This is a genomic window from Acidovorax sp. JMULE5 (assembly GCF_013376875.1).
GTDB classification, from domain to species: domain Bacteria; phylum Pseudomonadota; class Gammaproteobacteria; order Burkholderiales; family Burkholderiaceae_C; genus Acidovorax; species Acidovorax facilis.
The window spans coordinates 2,210,321-2,225,581 of the sequence record NZ_CP035951.1; the positions used below are offsets into that span (position 1 = coordinate 2,210,321).

General features: G+C 61.8%; 13 protein-coding genes. 4 read left to right on the forward strand and 9 right to left on the reverse strand.

All coding sequences use genetic code 11. From position 1 onward, the window contains the following. Positions 1 to 11 precede the first annotated feature (11 nt). Positions 12 to 902: an NAD-dependent epimerase/dehydratase family protein gene (locus tag EXV95_RS09905; protein ID WP_176886695.1), complete on the forward strand. Its 891-nt coding sequence runs from the start codon at positions 12 to 14 to the stop codon at positions 900 to 902. A gap of 25 nt (positions 903 to 927) precedes the next feature. Here the strand turns inward: EXV95_RS09905 and EXV95_RS09910 are convergent, their stop codons facing one another. From EXV95_RS09910 to EXV95_RS09920, 3 genes are all read right to left on the reverse strand, one after another. Continuing rightward, complete coding sequence (locus EXV95_RS09910) at positions 928 to 1,890, reverse strand: amino acid ABC transporter substrate-binding protein (protein ID WP_176886696.1); 963 nt, start codon at positions 1,888 to 1,890, stop codon at positions 928 to 930. Between the two features lie 101 nt (positions 1,891 to 1,991). Next, positions 1,992 to 2,768, reverse strand: a complete 777-nt coding sequence (locus EXV95_RS09915; RefSeq protein WP_176886697.1) for an aspartate/glutamate racemase family protein — start codon at positions 2,766 to 2,768, stop codon at positions 1,992 to 1,994. Between the two features lie 12 nt (positions 2,769 to 2,780). Beyond that, positions 2,781 to 3,671 (reverse strand): amino acid ABC transporter substrate-binding protein, encoded by an 891-nt coding sequence (locus tag EXV95_RS09920; protein ID WP_121420826.1) that lies wholly within the window; start codon positions 3,669 to 3,671, stop codon positions 2,781 to 2,783. A gap of 317 nt (positions 3,672 to 3,988) precedes the next feature. Here EXV95_RS09920 and EXV95_RS09925 point away from each other — a divergent pair, with 317 nt between their 5' ends. Continuing rightward, on the forward strand, positions 3,989 to 5,206 hold the full coding sequence (locus EXV95_RS09925; RefSeq protein WP_176886698.1) for a D-amino acid dehydrogenase: 1,218 nt from the start codon (positions 3,989 to 3,991) through the stop codon (positions 5,204 to 5,206). 37 nt (positions 5,207 to 5,243) lie between these two features. Here EXV95_RS09925 and EXV95_RS09930 read toward each other — a convergent pair whose 3' ends face one another. From EXV95_RS09930 to polA, 6 genes are all read right to left on the reverse strand, one after another. After that, positions 5,244 to 6,170: a LysR family transcriptional regulator gene (locus EXV95_RS09930; protein ID WP_121420828.1), complete on the reverse strand. Its 927-nt coding sequence runs from the start codon at positions 6,168 to 6,170 to the stop codon at positions 5,244 to 5,246. Positions 6,171 to 6,346: 176 nt separating this feature from the next. Beyond that, the gene (locus tag EXV95_RS09940) at positions 6,347 to 6,979 is read right to left on the reverse strand and encodes a glutathione S-transferase family protein (protein ID WP_176886700.1); all 633 of its coding nucleotides are present in this window, start codon (positions 6,977 to 6,979) and stop codon (positions 6,347 to 6,349) included. Between the two features lie 20 nt (positions 6,980 to 6,999). Beyond that, on the reverse strand, positions 7,000 to 7,911 hold the full coding sequence (yghU, locus tag EXV95_RS09945; RefSeq protein WP_176886701.1) for a glutathione-dependent disulfide-bond oxidoreductase: 912 nt from the start codon (positions 7,909 to 7,911) through the stop codon (positions 7,000 to 7,002). 198 nt (positions 7,912 to 8,109) lie between these two features. Continuing rightward, the gene (locus EXV95_RS09950) at positions 8,110 to 8,985 is read right to left on the reverse strand and encodes a DNA adenine methylase (RefSeq protein ID WP_176886702.1); all 876 of its coding nucleotides are present in this window, start codon (positions 8,983 to 8,985) and stop codon (positions 8,110 to 8,112) included. Further along, complete coding sequence (locus EXV95_RS09955) at positions 8,972 to 10,693, reverse strand: AAA family ATPase (protein ID WP_176886703.1); 1,722 nt, start codon at positions 10,691 to 10,693, stop codon at positions 8,972 to 8,974. The genes EXV95_RS09950 and EXV95_RS09955 overlap by 14 nt, the downstream gene beginning before the upstream one ends. Before the next feature lie 176 nt (positions 10,694 to 10,869). Further along, positions 10,870 to 13,668 carry a DNA polymerase I gene (gene polA, locus EXV95_RS09960; RefSeq protein WP_176886704.1) on the reverse strand — a complete coding sequence of 933 codons (2,799 nt, stop codon included), beginning with the start codon at positions 13,666 to 13,668 and terminating at the stop codon, positions 10,870 to 10,872. Between the two features lie 53 nt (positions 13,669 to 13,721). Here polA and EXV95_RS09965 point away from each other — a divergent pair, with 53 nt between their 5' ends. Then, positions 13,722 to 14,081, forward strand: coding sequence for a hypothetical protein (locus EXV95_RS09965; RefSeq protein ID WP_121420832.1), 360 nt, complete (start codon positions 13,722 to 13,724; stop codon positions 14,079 to 14,081). Positions 14,082 to 14,195: 114 nt separating this feature from the next. After that, positions 14,196 to 15,146, forward strand: a complete 951-nt coding sequence (locus EXV95_RS09970; protein WP_055401042.1) for a homoserine kinase — start codon at positions 14,196 to 14,198, stop codon at positions 15,144 to 15,146. Positions 15,147 to 15,261 lie beyond the last annotated feature (115 nt).

Genomic DNA, 15,261 nt, shown 5'->3' on the forward strand with positions numbered 1-15,261 from the left:
AGGCACTGTTGATGCACATCCTGCTGACCGGCTCCACCGGATTCATTGGCCACACCGTGGCAACGGCACTGACCCGCGCAGGGCACACAGTGCACGGCGGGGTTTCGCCCCGCCAGCGCACCGCGCAGCCGCTGCAGATCCCCATGGACTTTGCCCGCGACACCACGCCCGATGCGTGGCTGCCACGCCTGGCGGGGATCGACGCCGTCGTCAACGCTGTGGGCGTGCTGCGCGACAGCAGCGCACGCCCTATCGACGCCGTCCATCAGCACACCCCCGTGGCCTTGTTCAACGCCTGTGCTCAGGCGGGTGTGAGACGGGTGGTGCACATCTCGGCGCTGGGCATTGAAGGCAGCACCACGCGCTACGCCAGCACCAAGCGCGCGGCCGACGTGCATTTACAGGCCCTGGCCGCGCGGGGCGCCCTGAACCCCGCCATCCTGCGGCCCAGCGTGGTGTTTGGCAAAGGCGGCGACAGCAGCGCCCTGTTCATGAATCTGGCCCGCCTGCCCGTGGCGCTGTTCCCCGGCCCGATGCTCACGGCGCGCGTGCAGCCCGTGTCGGTGCACGACCTGGCAGCCGCCATCGTTGCCCTTCTGGGCCCAGCCATGGCCACCCAGGGCCTCATTGAATGCCCGGGGCCCGAAGCGCTGACCATGGGAGATTTCGTCGCCAGCCTGCGGCAACAACAGGGCCACGGCCCCGCCCGCGTGCTGCGCCTGCCCGACGCGCTGACGCAGCTCAGCGCCCGCATGGGCGATGCGGTGCCCAGCGTGCCCTGGTGCACCGAAACCCTGAGCATGCTGGGCAGCGACAACGTGGGCAATCCGGTCGTGTTCGAGCAGTTGCTGGGGCGCAAAGGCGTGCATTACAGCCAGCTGGTGGCTACGGCCTGGCGTTGAAGGCCCACCCCGCGCGCCACCGTGCCTACTGCGGCACGTAGTCCGACGGGTACTTGAGCGAATCCACCAGCAGGTGCGGCATGCGCATGCCCAGGTTGATGCCTTGGGGCGGAATCGGCTGAGTGAACCACTTGTCATACAAGCGGTGCAGCTCGCGGGTCTGGATCAAACGGCGCAGCTCGGCATCCACCACAGCCTTGAGTTCGGGGTTGTTGCGTTCAAACGCCACGGCATAAGGCTCGATGGTCATGGGCTTGCCGATGACCTTCAGGTCCTGCGGCTTGGTGTGGCTGGCGCGCAGGCCGTAGAGCAGCACGTCGTCCATCGCAAAGCCCTCCACCTTGCCGCTCACCACCCAGCCAAACCCCTCGGCGTGGTCCTTGGCGGGCTCGATGCGCACGCGCACCGACTTGGTGGCAGCCTCGCGCGCCAGCGAATCGATGTTGGTGGTGCCCGCTGTGGATGCCAGCGTCTTGCCGTCCAGGTCTTCGATGCGGGAATAAGGCTTGTCGCTTTGCACCACGATGCGCGACGAGGCAATGAAATGCGCAATGGTGAACGCCACGCGCTCACGGCGCGCTGCCGTGTTGGTGGTGGAGCCACATTCCAGGTCCACCTCGCCTTTTTCAATGGCATCGAAGCGGCTGCTGGAAGTGACCAGGCGGTAGGCCACCTTGGTCTCGCGCAGCTTGAGATGGCGCCCCAGCGCCTGCGCAACCTGAAGGCAAACATCCACGCTGTAACCCATGGGTGTTCCGTGGGCCACATAGGACATCGGCATGGACGATTCGCGGTGGCCGACGACCACCACGCCGCTGGACTGGATGCGTTGCAGCGTCTTCCCCAGGGATGGTGACGACGGCGCCGCCTGCGATGGTGCCGCCGCCTGGGCCAGCACCTTGCCGCCACCCGCCGTGCCGAATGCGAACGCAAGCACGGCCGCGCTCATGCTCCCGCCCAGCCTTTTTCCGACCGTCGCAACTGTCATGGTGTTCACCTTCAATCAAGAAGTCGCCACCCCAGGCAGGCTGAGGACATGGCAAGAAAAAGGAGTCGGCCAACCACCAAGCCGACGGCAGTGCGCTGGGCTCAGCCCGCAGGATGGATGTGCCAGTAGGCATGTCGGGCCAGGGCCGAGGCCAGCACCACCGAGGGATTCACCAGCGAGAGCCCTTCGAGCCGGGGGTGCTCCGCCAGCGCCAGGGGAATCTCGGTGCAGCCCATGATCAGCGTGGACACGCCGTAGCGCTCCTGCAGCGCAATCGACACGGCCTCAAAGCGCTGTCGCGCCAGCGGATAGTTGCCCGCCTTCACGCCGTCGTAGATGCCCTGCATCAACTGCTCGCGCTCATGGTCGTCGGGTACAAAGCAGGCGATGTGCGCACGCTCCAGCTCACGCTGGTACAGGCCCGCGTCGTAGGCGCCGCGTGTGGCCAGCAGCCCTACGCCCTGCGCGTTGCGCGCAGCCAGCTCGGCAACCACCTCCTGCACGCCGTGCAAGACCACCATCTGTGGAAACCGCTGCTGCAGGATGCCGTGCCAGGCATGGGCCGTGTTGCAGGCAATCGCCACCACCCGTGCGCCCAGCGCGGCCAGCCGCCCGGTGGCCTGCAGCAGGGGGTCTGCGGGCTGGTGCGCGCCGGGGCGCGTGTCGTTCAGCGCGGCCGTGCGGTCCGGTATGGGCACCTGCGCCAGCCAGTGCTCGGGGTAGGCCTGGTCGTGCACCGGAATGCCCAGCACCTCCATGCGGTCGGTGCAGGCCTGCACGAACAGGCGCACAAAGTCAGCCCCGGCGGCCGGGCCCATTCCGCCCAGAATCCCCACCACCTGCGGGGCGTGGGGGTGGCTTGCAGACACTAAAGACATGCGCGCTCCGGCTTACTGTGCGGGCTTGTCGCTTTGGGCCACCAGGTTCTCGCGCAGCTCCTTGCTCATGGCCAGGTTCAGGTTCTGGTTGCGCGGTGGCACGGGCGACATGAACCACTTGGTATAGAGCTTTTCGAATTCGCCCGACTTCATCATCCCGCCGATCACGCCGTTGACCAGCGCCTGGAACTGCGGGTCATCCTTGCGCAGCATGCAGGCATAGGGCTCCACCTGCAGCGAATCACCCACCACCGTCCAATCGGCCGGGTTGCGCTGGTTGCCCATCAGGCCGAACAGCAGGATGTCATCCATCGCAAACGCTTCCGCCCGTCCCGTTTCCACCAGCAACACGGAGTCGTCATGGTCCTTGCCCAGCACGATGTCCATGTCGAGGTTGTTGTCGCGGTTGTACTTGCGAATCACCTGTGCATTGGTGGTGCCCGAGGTGCTGGCCACCTTCTTCTTGGCCAGGTCTGCGTAGTTCTTGACGCCAGATGTCTTCTTGGTCAGCAGGCGCGTGCCGGTGTAGAAGTAGTTGATGGCAAATTGCACATCCTTGCCCCGCGCCGTGTTGTTGGTGGTCGATCCGCACTCCAGGTCGATGGTGCCGTTGGTCAGCAGCGGAATACGGTTCTGCGATGTCACCGCCTGCAGTTCCACCTTGAGGGCGGGGTTGTTCACACGCTTCTTCACGGCATCAACCACCGCGTTCGAGATGTCCACCGCAAAGCCCACCGGGGCACCGGGGCCCGAGAGGTAGCTGAAGGGCACCGATGACTCGCGGTAGGCCAGCGTGATCTTGCCCGACTCGGCAACCTTCTTGAGGGTGTCGGCACTGGCCATGGTGCTGGCCAGCAGGCCGGTGAGCACGATGGCGGCGGAGGTGACGGCGGAGAGCTTCATGGGAATCCCTTTGCGAAAAATCAGGTGGACGGTTGAAAAAGCGAGACGCAGGGGCACTGTAAAAATTCGCGCCGCACTTGAACAATTCATTTGCACGGGTACGTCATGACCAAAAGTTATGCCGCCGATCTGGTGCACACCGCCGCACCATCCAAGTGCCATTTTTCCCATTCCGCGCGGCAGTTCCGTGCTATGTGCCTTCCATCGGTGCACACGCATAACTTCTCGGCATGGCTGAGCATGGCATTGGCATTGTTCAAAGGCCCGCCCTCACCCTACATTGACTTTCAGTCAACCAACAACGTAGAACACACAAGATGCAGGTATGTGTCCTTGGCGCGGGCATCGTGGGCCTGGCCACCGCCTATGAGCTCCACCAGCGTGGCATGCAGGTGACCGTGATCGACCAGGCCCAGCCCGGTGCTGGCGCCAGCGGCGGCAACGGCGCGCAATTGAGCTACAGCTATGTGCAGCCCCTGGCCAATGTCGGCCTGTGGCGCCAGTTGCCAGAACTGCTGCTGTCGCCCCGCTCGCCGCTCAAGATGCGCCCGCAGTGGGACGTGCACCAGTGGCGCTGGGGCCTGGAGTTTTTGCGGGCCTGCAACCGGCGCACGTCCGAGCGCAGCACCCAACACCTGCTGGCCCTGGCCGCACTCAGCCGCCAAGGTTTTGAAGCCATGCTGCAGGCCGAGCAGCTGGACTGCAATTTCTCCAACACTGGCAAGCTCGTGCTGTACAGCACCCCTGCGGGCCTCGCCGCCGCGCAGCAGCAGATGGAACTGCAGCGCGCCTGGGGCAGCGAGCAGGAAGCCGTCTCGCCCCAGCGCTGTGTGGAGATCGAGCCCGCGCTGCAGCACTACCACCGCAGCATTGCAGGCGCCATCTACACCCCCAGCGAATGCGCGGCCGATTGCCTGGCGGTGTGCCAGGGACTGCAGCGGCTGCTGGCAGCACGCGGGGTGCGCTTTGTGCTGGGCACGCGCGTGGAGGGCTTTGTGCACCATGCGCGGCGCATTGCAGCCGTCCAGACCAGCGCGGGCGCCATCGAGGCGCAGCAATTTGTGCTGGCTCTGGGGAGCGCCAGCCACCAGGCGGCAAAGACCCTGGGCTTTCGCCTGCCCATCTACCCGCTCAAGGGCTACAGCGTCACGCTGGATACGACGGACGCTGCCGGAGCAGCTCCCCGCGTGAACGTGACCGATGCGGCGCGCAAGGTGGTCTTTGCACGCATCGGCCAGCGCCTGCGCGTGGCCGGCATGGCCGAGCTTGTGGGGCACGACGACCACATCCCCCCCGCGCGCATCCAGAGCCTGTGCGAGGCCACCCGCGCGCTGTTCCCCGGCTGCAGCGACTTCAGCGAACTGCGCCCCTGGACCGGCATGCGCCCTGCCACCCCCACGGGCGTGCCGCTGGTGGGAAGGCACACCCACGCCCCAGACAACTTGCTGCTGAACACAGGCCACGGTGCACTGGGCTTTACGCTGGCGTTTGGGACGGCAGCGCAGGTGGCCGAGCTGGTGGTGCCGACAGCCTGAGCAGCAGCGAGAGGGCGACAGCCCTCCCCACACGGCGCTATTCGGCCTCCCGCAGACCCACGGACTCCAGCGTCTCGGCCACCGCTTGGCGCATGCACTGCGTCATGGCGCTGGCCAGCAGCGAACTGGGCCGGTTCACAGTGCGCAATGACTTGATGGGCACGGCAATGTGCGGCGCCAGCGCCAGCACATCCACCTTGCTGCGGTCGGCCGAAGCAGCCGTGCAGGTGTCCACCACCGCCACCGCATGGCCGTGGTGCGCCAGGGCCAGCGCGGCGTGGTAGGTCTGCACCGTGATCGCCGTTTGCAGGCCTACACCAGCCTCACGGCAGGCATGGCTGACCACCGTGCCGATAGGGTCGCGCACATCCAGCCGCACCACGGGCGTATCGGCCAGATCGGCCAGGTGCGCCACGCCCGCATCCACCAGCGCCGCACCCAGCATGCCCTTGGGCGCCACACACACCATGCGGCCATCGGCCAGGTGCTCCTGCGTGAGCGCGGGGTGGGCGATGGCGCTGAACACAAAGCCCACATCCGCCTCCTGCAACACCAGGGCCGACACGATCTGCGGAGAATGGAGCGCGTCGATGGTGACCTTCACATCCGGGTGCTTCTGCCGAAAGAACCGCAGCGCGCGCGGCAGCACCTCGTAGCTCAGCGCCAGCACGCTGAGGATGTGTAATTCGCCTTCGCGCTGGTCGCCCTTCAAGCTATTGGCCAGGCGCTGCACATCGTCAAGCTGGGTGAACAGACGCTCGATGTGCGGGTACAGCGTTTGCGCCTCGGTGGTGGGCACCAGCTTGCCCTTGAGCCGGTGGAACAGCGGAAAGCCCAGCTGCAGCTCGGCATGCGCTAGGATGCGGCTGACCGCAGGCTGCGTGACGTTGATGAGGCGGGCCGCCGCGCTCACGCTGCCGGTGAGCATGACGGCGTTGAAAACTTCTATGTGGCGGAGGCGCATGGGTTCAGAACCTGTTCAATGTCTTTTGGAGGCCGCACCAATGTCCCTCTGGGGTGTGAGCCAGGCAGACCTTGGACAGACTCCAAAGATGCAAGGAACAGGCCGGATGCGCAATCCTTGCATCCACCCATTGCGAGACCGCGCGCTCAGACCGCGACCGCAAGCACCGCCTAGGGCTACAGCGACATCGACGGCCGAGTCGCCATGGCCGCACGCCAGCGCAGCAAGTTCGGGTGCTGCTCGCCAGGCTTGTGCTTGACCACACGCGCAAAGTCCACCGCCACCACCGCCGTGATGTCGGCCACGCTAAAGCGGTCGGTGGCAATGAAGTCGCGGTCCGCCAGACGCTCGTTCAGCAGGGCAAAAAACTGCCCCACGCGCACCAGCCCGCGCTCGGCCAGCGCCGGGATTTGTGGGTAATCCACCGCACCCGGCAATGCCCGGTTGGCCATGGCGGGCGCGCTGTTGCGCAACGCCTCGGCAATGGCCAACAGGCCCTCGAACTCCATGCGCCAGTTCCAGCTGGCAATCTCGGCCTTTTCTGTGGGCGTTTCGCCCAGCAATGCAGGCTGGGGGTAGCGCGCCTCGACATACGCGGTGATGGCCGCGTTGTCGGTCAGCAGCAGACCCTCTTCGGTGCGCAGCGCGGGCACCGTGCACTGCGGGTTGATCTGGCGGTAGGCATCGCCCAGTTGCTCGCCGCTGCGCAGGTCCACCTGCACGGTGTTGTGGGCAACGCCTTTTTCAGCCAGCAGGATGCGCGCGCGGCGCGGGCTGGGCGCGGTGGCGCAGTCGTAGAGGGTGATCATGGTGGCGCCTTGCAAAGCGGTTACTGGGCCGACGACGACGAAGCAGCTGCCGATGCGGCCGCTTCGATCTTGTCTTGCGTCTTGGTGTCAAAGTCGCTGGCGTCATGCCGCTCGCGCAGCTGGTTGGCCAGGTCGCCCGTCACACGGTTCACCTTGCGCCCCCGCTGCACCGCCGGGCGCTTGGCCACCTGCTCGGCCCAGCGCACCACATGCGTATATTCATGCACCTGCAAAAACTCGCCCGCGTTGTAGGCCTGGCCTTTGACCAACAAGCCATACCAGGGCCAGATGGCGATGTCCGCCACCGTGTACTCGCTGCCAATCAAAAACTCGTTGTCGGCCAGCCGCTGGTTGAGCACATCCAGCTGGCGCTTGACCTCCATCGCATAGCGGTTGATCGGGTACTCGTACTTCTCGGGCGCGTAAGCATAAAAGTGCCCAAACCCGCCGCCCAGAAACGGCGCACTGCCCATCTGCCAGAACAGCCACGACAAGCACTCGGCCCGCGCCGCGCCACTGGTAGGCAAAAAGGCGCTGCCAAACTTTTCTGCCAGGTACATCAGGATGGCGCCGGACTCGAACACGCGCACCGGGTTCGCCGCATCGCTGCGGTCCATCAGCGCGGGGATCTTGGAATTGGGGTTCACAGCCACAAACCCGCTGCCAAACTGCTCACCCTCGTTGATGCGAATCAGCCACGCGTCGTACTCCGCCCCGCTGTGGCCCAGTGCCAGCAGCTCTTCCAGCATGACCGTCACCTTGACGCCGTTGGGCGTGCCCAGCGAATACAGCTGCAGCGGGTGGCGGCCTACGGGCAGTTCCTTGTCGTAGGTGGCGCCTGCAATGGGCCGGTTGATGCTGGCGAACTGGCCGCCGTTTTCCTTGTTCCATTGCCAGATGGCGGGCGGGGTGTAGGGGGAGGTGTCGGGCATGCGGGCTCCAAGCAAATAGATGGAAGCTAGCGGGGTCGCTAGAGGTTGACGAATGAGTCTAGCGATGCTGCTGATTCGCCGCTGCGCTGGGTCAAATGTTCCTGCTGAGATATTTTTCTTGGCGAACGGAATGACAGCGCCAAATCCACATCTCTGGCTCCGCATGGATCAGGCGCCCTGCGATGCAGGGGCAGCCATTCAAGCGGCCGTCTTTGTCTGAGGAATAGCGTCTTCAGAAACAATAAGGTCTTGACTAAAAAACATGACTTCATTGCCTACATAGCGTCGTTGAGCCGTGTAGTTGAGCCCGTATGTTTTCGTGTTGACGAGTTGATACATGGCGCGAATTTCATCAGCATTGTCATAAGACACGACCCAATGCCGCTTGAAGCTTTTAGCCTTGATAGTCTTCGCGATCGCAACGTGATCATCATGCTCGTAATAGTTGCGGTACAGCCCTTTGCCTTTGACGTAGTAAGGCGGGTCAAGATAGATCAGCGACTCTTTTGGCAAAAACTCTTTGCAGCGTTTCAGCAGAGCCAAAGAATCTTCGCTGTACACGGTGATGTCTTTCGAACGCTTGGCAATCTCCACAATCCGCGCAGCAATGACATCCTTCTTGAAACGGGCATCCAGTTTGTAGACGCCTTCCTGACCCTTCCCACCAATGACACCCGCTTTCAAAATGCCAGAACGGTTAGTTCTGTTCATGAACAACGTGGCAAACCCCTTCTCAACCAGGCTGGCTTGGCAGTCTTCACGGAGTACCGAGCGCCACTTGAACCATTCCTCAAGAGTGATAGGGGTTGCTGCAAGCAGGTCCAGCAATTCCTCAGAATGCTGCGTTACAGAGGCCCAAAACGCAAAAACTGCTGGATCTGCATCGTTGATATGAATGTGGCTCGCATGTCCCTGAAACAGCAGATCGAGTGCGACCCCTGCTCCGCCCGCGTAGGGTTCCAGGTAATGCCCACCCGCAACGCCATTAACCTCCATCAGCTTAGCGATGAACGGAGCAAAAGGCGCTTTACCACCGGGGTAGCGCAGTGGGCTGTAAAGCCTATTCGAGAACATTGGACACCTTCTTCAAATTAACTTTCAAGGTGGTGAGTTTGGCATCGTCCACGGCATAACCATTTTTCATAACACCGTAGATTGCGTCCTTGAATTGCTCCAAAAACTGGTTGGCTAAAACTGGATTGCTTTCGATCCAATGCTTCCATGCGCCATAAGGTTTAGCTCCGCAATTCAGCACTTTCTGGACTTCTTCGCCTTTGTAAAATTTCTTGAAAATGTCACGCGGCTTTAATCCGCCCTTGTACGCTTTGATACATTCATTGAGATCAACCTTGGAACTTGCAATTTTCAATTCATTGATTGTGTCCCGCGCTGCATTGGTGAATACATCGCGGGTGAATTGCAACTCATTTTTCCAGAATCCATCTTCTGCAGGAAGATTGTATAAATGCTGAAAAATCAACTGATCAGGTGGAAACTCGCCAGGCAAAAGAACAATGGTTTTATAGTTCTTTCCTTCAATGTGTGAACGTGCATCCGAGTCAAGACAAATAACACTTTTCTCAGTAAACTCAGGCACCTTGTTTTTTATTAGATTCACGTAGTTAGTACACCCAAGTGTCACTTCTGACATTGAGGTTATGCATTTTTTTACCGGCTGCCTACTAATCAACGCATCAAAAAAATTTTCTGCTTCTTTGTCTTCGAAATACACATTGACGCTTGGCAGGTTCGCCCCGGGTCCTACGCTAACAGTTTTCGTGTGAATGTCAGCACTGATTTTCGCCCATGACCAATCCTGTATGACCTGAACAGATCCGTATGTATTGCTCAGATAGACGGTTTTGAATTTCTTGCTATGCTCGTGCTGACTCTGCTCGTGTGCATACTCGATCATGACTGGGGAGTGAGATGTCATAACCACCTGTAGATTGAGCTTCCTGCATTCACGTTCAAAAATCTTCAGCAGATTGACTTGAGCAGTTGGAAACAAGCCAGCATCAGCCTCATCAATGAGCAGTAAACCGCCTTTGTAGTCCACATATTCTGCTTTCAGTTTTTTGAAGGACAGCAACGCCATGATGATTTGACCCGCATTATCTTCGCCTGCCGAAACCGATTCATGATTGTAATTTTCCCCATGAGCCACGGCGGATGTGATTGTCCCATGCGTGCCAGTGGCTTGGGTCGAGCTGCGGTTGAGTAACTCGTTGGTGAGTGCAATGAACTCCTGCTCATTGGCTTTCAAATAATCAAAGTCGATTGCTTTGTAGTCGCGATCGGCAATCGGATACAAACGCTTCAAGCTCAAAAAAATCACGGGATGTGTGAAGTTCCTGCTTGTATTACCCGAGGCCGTGCTGTTCTTCCTGATGACGGGGCGCGGCAATATTTTATTAGTCTCATCGTCAGTCCGTGTCATCAACTCCAAATTGGCTGTTGCGACCTGATCGGTGTACCCCTCGTGTAGAAGAATACTTACCGATAAGGAACCCGGCACATCAAACTCCTTAGATATTCGGATGTGTTCCTTGTACTGCGACTTAAAGCCCTTGCCGCTGATTTGCTTGAAATCTCGCAGACTCGCTCCTGTCACATAGTCTTTTTCAAAACTAAAAATCTGCGCGGCAATCCCAAGAATTGAAGATTTGGACGTACCGTTCTTGCCGCAAATAACAGTGATGTAGTCGCCAAACTCAATCTCGACGTTGGTTAACGCGCGAAACTTTTCAATTGTTATCTTTTTGAGTTGCGTTTTAGTCATGTTGCTCCCCCTTATGTCTCATTGAAGTTTCGCAATTCAACAGTGAGCACTTCACACGCCACCAACAAAGGCGCCGCAGGCCGTCACATCAAATTCGATAGCTACTAGCGCTTACCAGATAAGCGCTAGAGGCCAAAAACACTCAAACCTTTAGCCTATCCGGTTGCATCGCCCGGTCAGTGCGCCTTATCCCAGTTAGGCCCCACCCCCACCTCCGCCAACAGCGGCACCTTGAGCGCTGCCACATCCGCCATCAACCGCGGAATGTGCGACCGCACCCACTCCACCTCGCCCTCCGGCAACTCAAACACCAGTTCATCGTGCACCTGCATGATCATCTTGATGTCCGGCTTGTGCGCGTCCAGCTCCTTTTGCACCGCCACCATGGCCAGCTTGATCAAGTCCGCTGCCGTGCCCTGCATGGGGGCATTGATAGCAGCGCGCTCGGCGCCTGAGCGGCGCGGGCCGTTGGGCGAGTTGATCTCGGGCAGGTACAGGCGCCGGCCAAACACAGTCTCCACGTAGCCCATGGATTTGGCGGCGGCCTTGGTGTCGTCCATGTACTGCTTCACGCCGGGGTAGCGCTGGAAGTATTTGTCGATGTAGGCGGCTGCGGCCTTGGTTTCTATCCCTAAGTTCTTGGCCAGGCCAAAGCTGCTCATGCCGTAGATGAGGCCGAAGTTGATGACCTTGGCGTAGCGGCGTTGCTCGCTGGTGACCTGGTCTACCTCCACCCCAAACACTTCGGCAGCGGTGGCGCGATGCACGTCCAGGCCGGCGTGGAAGGCGTGCAGCAGCGAGTGGTCGCCGCTGAGGTGGGCCATGATGCGCAGCTCGATTTGCGAGTAGTCGGCACTCGCAATCACGCGGCCTACGGGGGCCACAAAGGCTTCGCGCACGCGGCGGCCTTCGGGGGTGCGGATGGGGATGTTCTGCAGGTTGGGGTCGTTGCTGGACAAGCGCCCGGTGACGGCCACGGCCTGCGCGTAGTGGGTATGCACGCGGCCCGTGCGTGGCAGGGCCAGTTGCGCCAGCTTGTCGGTGTAGGTGCCTTTGAGCTTGCTCAACGACCGGTGCTCTAGCAGCTTGGCGGGCAGGGGGTAGTCCTCGGCCAGCTTCTCCAGCACTTCTTCGTCGGTGCTGCGGGCGCCGGTGGCGGTCTTCTTGACCACAGGCATGCCCAGCTTGTCGAAGAAGATTTCACCCAATTGCTTGGGGCTGCTCAGGTTGAAGGGCTGGCCTGCAATCTCATACGCCTCGGTTTCAAGCTGCAAGATGCGCTGGCCCAGCTCGTGGCTTTGTGCGGCCAGCGTGGGGGCGTCGATGAGCACGCCGTTGCGTTCGATGCGGTACAGGGCTTCGCTGCTTTGCATCTCCAGTTCGTAGATGAAGCGCAGCTTGTCGTCGGCCTGCAGCAGGGGCCACAGGGCGTTGTGCACGTCCAGGGTCTGGTCGGAGTCTTCGCACGAGTAGGCGGCGGCTTTGTCTACCGGCACTTGCGCAAACGGGATCTGGTGCGCGCCTTTGCCGCACAGGTCTTCGTAGGTGATGCCTTTGCGGCCGGTGTGGCGCTCGGCCAGGCTGGTCAGGTTGTGGGGCTTGTGCACTTCGAGCACGTAGCTTTGCAGCATGGTGTCGTGCGCGTAGCCCTGCACTTCGATGCCGTGGTTGGCGAACACATGGCGGTCGTATTTGATGTGCTGGCCCAGCTTGTGGTGCTTGGGGTTTTCCAACCAGGGCTTGAGGCGGACGAGCACTTCGTCCAACGGCAGTTGCGCGGGCGCATCGGGGCCTTCGTGCCGCAGGGGAATGTAGGCGGCCTCGCCGGGCTGCACGCTGAAAGAGATGCCGACGATTTGCGCGCGCATTTCGTCGAGGGAGTCTGTTTCGGTGTCGATGGCAGTGAGCGGGGCCTTGTGCAGGCGCTCCAGCCACTGGTCAAAGTCGGCCCAGTTGAGGATGGTGTCGTACACCACCGTGCGGTGCTGGGCTTCTTCGGCCACGGTGCTGGCGGAATGGTCGGCAAACAGATCGCCGCTTTGGCCGGGCATGGCAACGGTGGGGGCTGCAGCGGCTGGGGCTGCTGCACCTTTGATCGCACTGGCCAGGCCCTTGAAGCCGTACTTTTCGTAAAACGGCAGCAAACCAGCGCTGTCCGGCGCGTCCAGTGTGATGTCGTCAAACGCGGGCAGGCCGGGGATGTAGTCGGCCAGCGCGCAGTCGGTCTTCATGGTGACCAGCTGGCGGCTCAAGGCCAGCTGGCCGCTGGCAATCGCCTCGCGCAGGTTGTTGCCTGCCACGCCCTTGATGGCGTCGGCGTTGGCAATCAGGTTGTCGAGCGAGCCATATTCTTCCAGCCACTTGGCGGCCGTCTTGGGCCCCACCTTGGTCACGCCGGGCACGTTGTCCACGGTATCGCCCACCAGGGCCTGGTAGTCCACCATCAGTGCAGGCGGCACGCCAAACTCTGCCGTCACACCCTCCACGTCGCGGCGCTTGCCGCTCATGGTGTCGATGATGGTGATTTGCTCGTTGACCAACTGGCTCAAGTCTTTGTCGCCACTCGACACAATGACCTCAATGCCCTGTGCGGCTGCTGCGTTGGCCAAGGTGGCGATCACGTCGTCGGCCTCCACGCCAGGCACGGCCACCACCTTCCAGCCCAGCAGGTCCACCACCTCGTGGATGGGCTCGATCTGGCTGCGCAGGTCGTCGGGCATGGGTGAGCGCGTGGCCTTGTATTCGGTGTACAGGGCATCGCGGAAGGTGGGGCCGCTGGCGTCGAACACGCAGACGGCGTAGTCAGCCACCACCTCTTTGCGCAGCGCCTGCATCATGTTGATCATGCCTCGGATGGCGCCAGTGGCGGCGCTGGTCATGTCGCCGGGAACGGCCCGCAGGTCGGGCATGGCGTGAAAGGCGCGGTAGAGGTAGCTGGAGCCGTCCACCAGCACCAGGGTCTTTTTGTCAGTCATGCACGGATTGTGCACGGCCGGACTCCACCCAGGCAGCGCTCTACAATCGCCCGATGCGCGCTCTCTACCTCCTTTTGCTGCTGGGCATTGCCTCCGGCACCGCCCTGGCCCAAAATCCAAGCCAAAATGCCCCCCAGGGCACAACCGACAAGCGCGAAGCGCTCTCAAATCAAGAGCAACCTGCAGGCCGCACCAACCAGCGCACCGAGCGCATCCAGGTGGAAGACGCGGGCAGCCGCGTTGATGAGCTGCGTGTGGGCGGGCAAACACAGACGATTTCGGTGCAGCCCAAGACCGGCAACATGCCCGGCTATGAAGTGCAGTCGCCCGATGGCGCACGCAGCCGCGCAGGCAGCAACAGCGGCGCCGAGACCACCACCGCCCCGCGTGTCTGGAACGTGCTGAAGTTCTGAGGCCCCTGCGGCGACTGCGGTATTTGGCAGCGCCACCGCGCTGCCCGCATGAAGCCGCTGCACGCCCTGCCCTTCTTCTGCCAGTTTTTCATTTCTTTGTAACCCCCCTGAGCGATGGCCGTTTTTACCGAAGTCTCCAACACCGAGGCGCGCGAGCTGCTGCGCCGTTTGCAACTGGGTGAGCTGGTAGAGCTGCGCGGCATTGAGGGTGGCATCGAGAACACCAACTACTTTCTGACCAGCGACCAGGGCGAGTTCGTGCTCACGCTGTTCGAGCGCCTCACGGCGGCACAGCTGCCGTTCTACCTGTACCTGATGAAGCACCTGGCGCACGGCGGCGTGCCCGTGCCCGACCCGCGTGCTGACAAGAACGGCGACATCCTGCACACCGTGTGTGGAAAACCCGCTGCGGTGGTGAACAAGCTGCGCGGCAAAAGCCAGCTCGCACCCCAGGGCGTGCACTGCGCGGCCGTGGGCACCATGCTGGCCCGCATGCACCTGGCGGGGCGTGGGTTTGACCGGCACCAGCCCAACTTGCGCGGCCTGCCCTGGTGGAACGAAACCGTACCCGTGGTGCTGCCCCACATCGATTCGGCCCAGGCCGCCCTGCTGCGGTCCGAGCTGGCCTACCAGAACCATGTGGCGGCCAGCGCCACGTATGCCGCTCTGCCCAGGGGCCCCGTGCACGCCGACCTGTTCCGCGACAACGTGATGTTCGATGGCGAGGAGCTCACGGGTTTCTTCGACTTCTACTTTGCGGGCGTGGACACCTGGCTGTTTGACCTGGCGGTGTGTCTGAACGACTGGTGCATCGACCTGGCCACCGGCGCGCACGACGCAGAGCGCGCCACCCGCATGCTGGACGCCTACCAGGCAGTGCGCCCGCTCAACGCGGCCGAACGCGAACTGCTGCCTGCCATGCTGCGCGCCGGTGCCTTGCGGTTCTGGATCTCGCGCCTGTGGGACTTTTACCTGCCGCGCGAAGCCTCGATGCTCACGCCGCACGACCCCACCCATTTCGAGCGCGTCTTGCGTGCTCGCCTTGCACACCCAGTGCACGCCTGAGCCCTTGTGCAGTGGCCGGAATGGGCCGCTGGGGTAAATTCCAAGCTATTGCACTGCCATGGGCGGCCTTCTGGCTGCCGGCAATGCCCGGGCGCAGGCCCCACCTTTCTTCAGC

Excerpts from the sequence above, each read along its gene's own strand:
- EXV95_RS09905 (WP_176886695.1), top strand. The coding sequence starts at position 12 with ATGCACATCCTGCTGACCGGCTCCACCGGATTCATTGGCCACACCGTG.
- EXV95_RS09910 (WP_176886696.1), bottom strand. The coding sequence starts at position 1,890 with ATGACAGTTGCGACGGTCGGAAAAAGGCTGGGCGGGAGCATGAGCGCG.
- EXV95_RS09915 (WP_176886697.1), bottom strand. The coding sequence starts at position 2,768 with ATGTCTTTAGTGTCTGCAAGCCACCCCCACGCCCCGCAGGTGGTGGGG.
- EXV95_RS09920 (WP_121420826.1), bottom strand. The coding sequence starts at position 3,671 with ATGAAGCTCTCCGCCGTCACCTCCGCCGCCATCGTGCTCACCGGCCTG.
- EXV95_RS09925 (WP_176886698.1), top strand. The coding sequence starts at position 3,989 with ATGCAGGTATGTGTCCTTGGCGCGGGCATCGTGGGCCTGGCCACCGCC.
- EXV95_RS09930 (WP_121420828.1), bottom strand. The coding sequence starts at position 6,170 with ATGCGCCTCCGCCACATAGAAGTTTTCAACGCCGTCATGCTCACCGGC.
- EXV95_RS09940 (WP_176886700.1), bottom strand. The coding sequence starts at position 6,979 with ATGATCACCCTCTACGACTGCGCCACCGCGCCCAGCCCGCGCCGCGCG.
- yghU (WP_176886701.1), bottom strand. The coding sequence starts at position 7,911 with ATGCCCGACACCTCCCCCTACACCCCGCCCGCCATCTGGCAATGGAAC.
- EXV95_RS09950 (WP_176886702.1), bottom strand. The coding sequence starts at position 8,985 with ATGTTCTCGAATAGGCTTTACAGCCCACTGCGCTACCCCGGTGGTAAA.
- EXV95_RS09955 (WP_176886703.1), bottom strand. The coding sequence starts at position 10,693 with ATGACTAAAACGCAACTCAAAAAGATAACAATTGAAAAGTTTCGCGCG.
- polA (WP_176886704.1), bottom strand. The coding sequence starts at position 13,668 with ATGACTGACAAAAAGACCCTGGTGCTGGTGGACGGCTCCAGCTACCTC.
- EXV95_RS09965 (WP_121420832.1), top strand. The coding sequence starts at position 13,722 with ATGCGCGCTCTCTACCTCCTTTTGCTGCTGGGCATTGCCTCCGGCACC.
- EXV95_RS09970 (WP_055401042.1), top strand. The coding sequence starts at position 14,196 with ATGGCCGTTTTTACCGAAGTCTCCAACACCGAGGCGCGCGAGCTGCTG.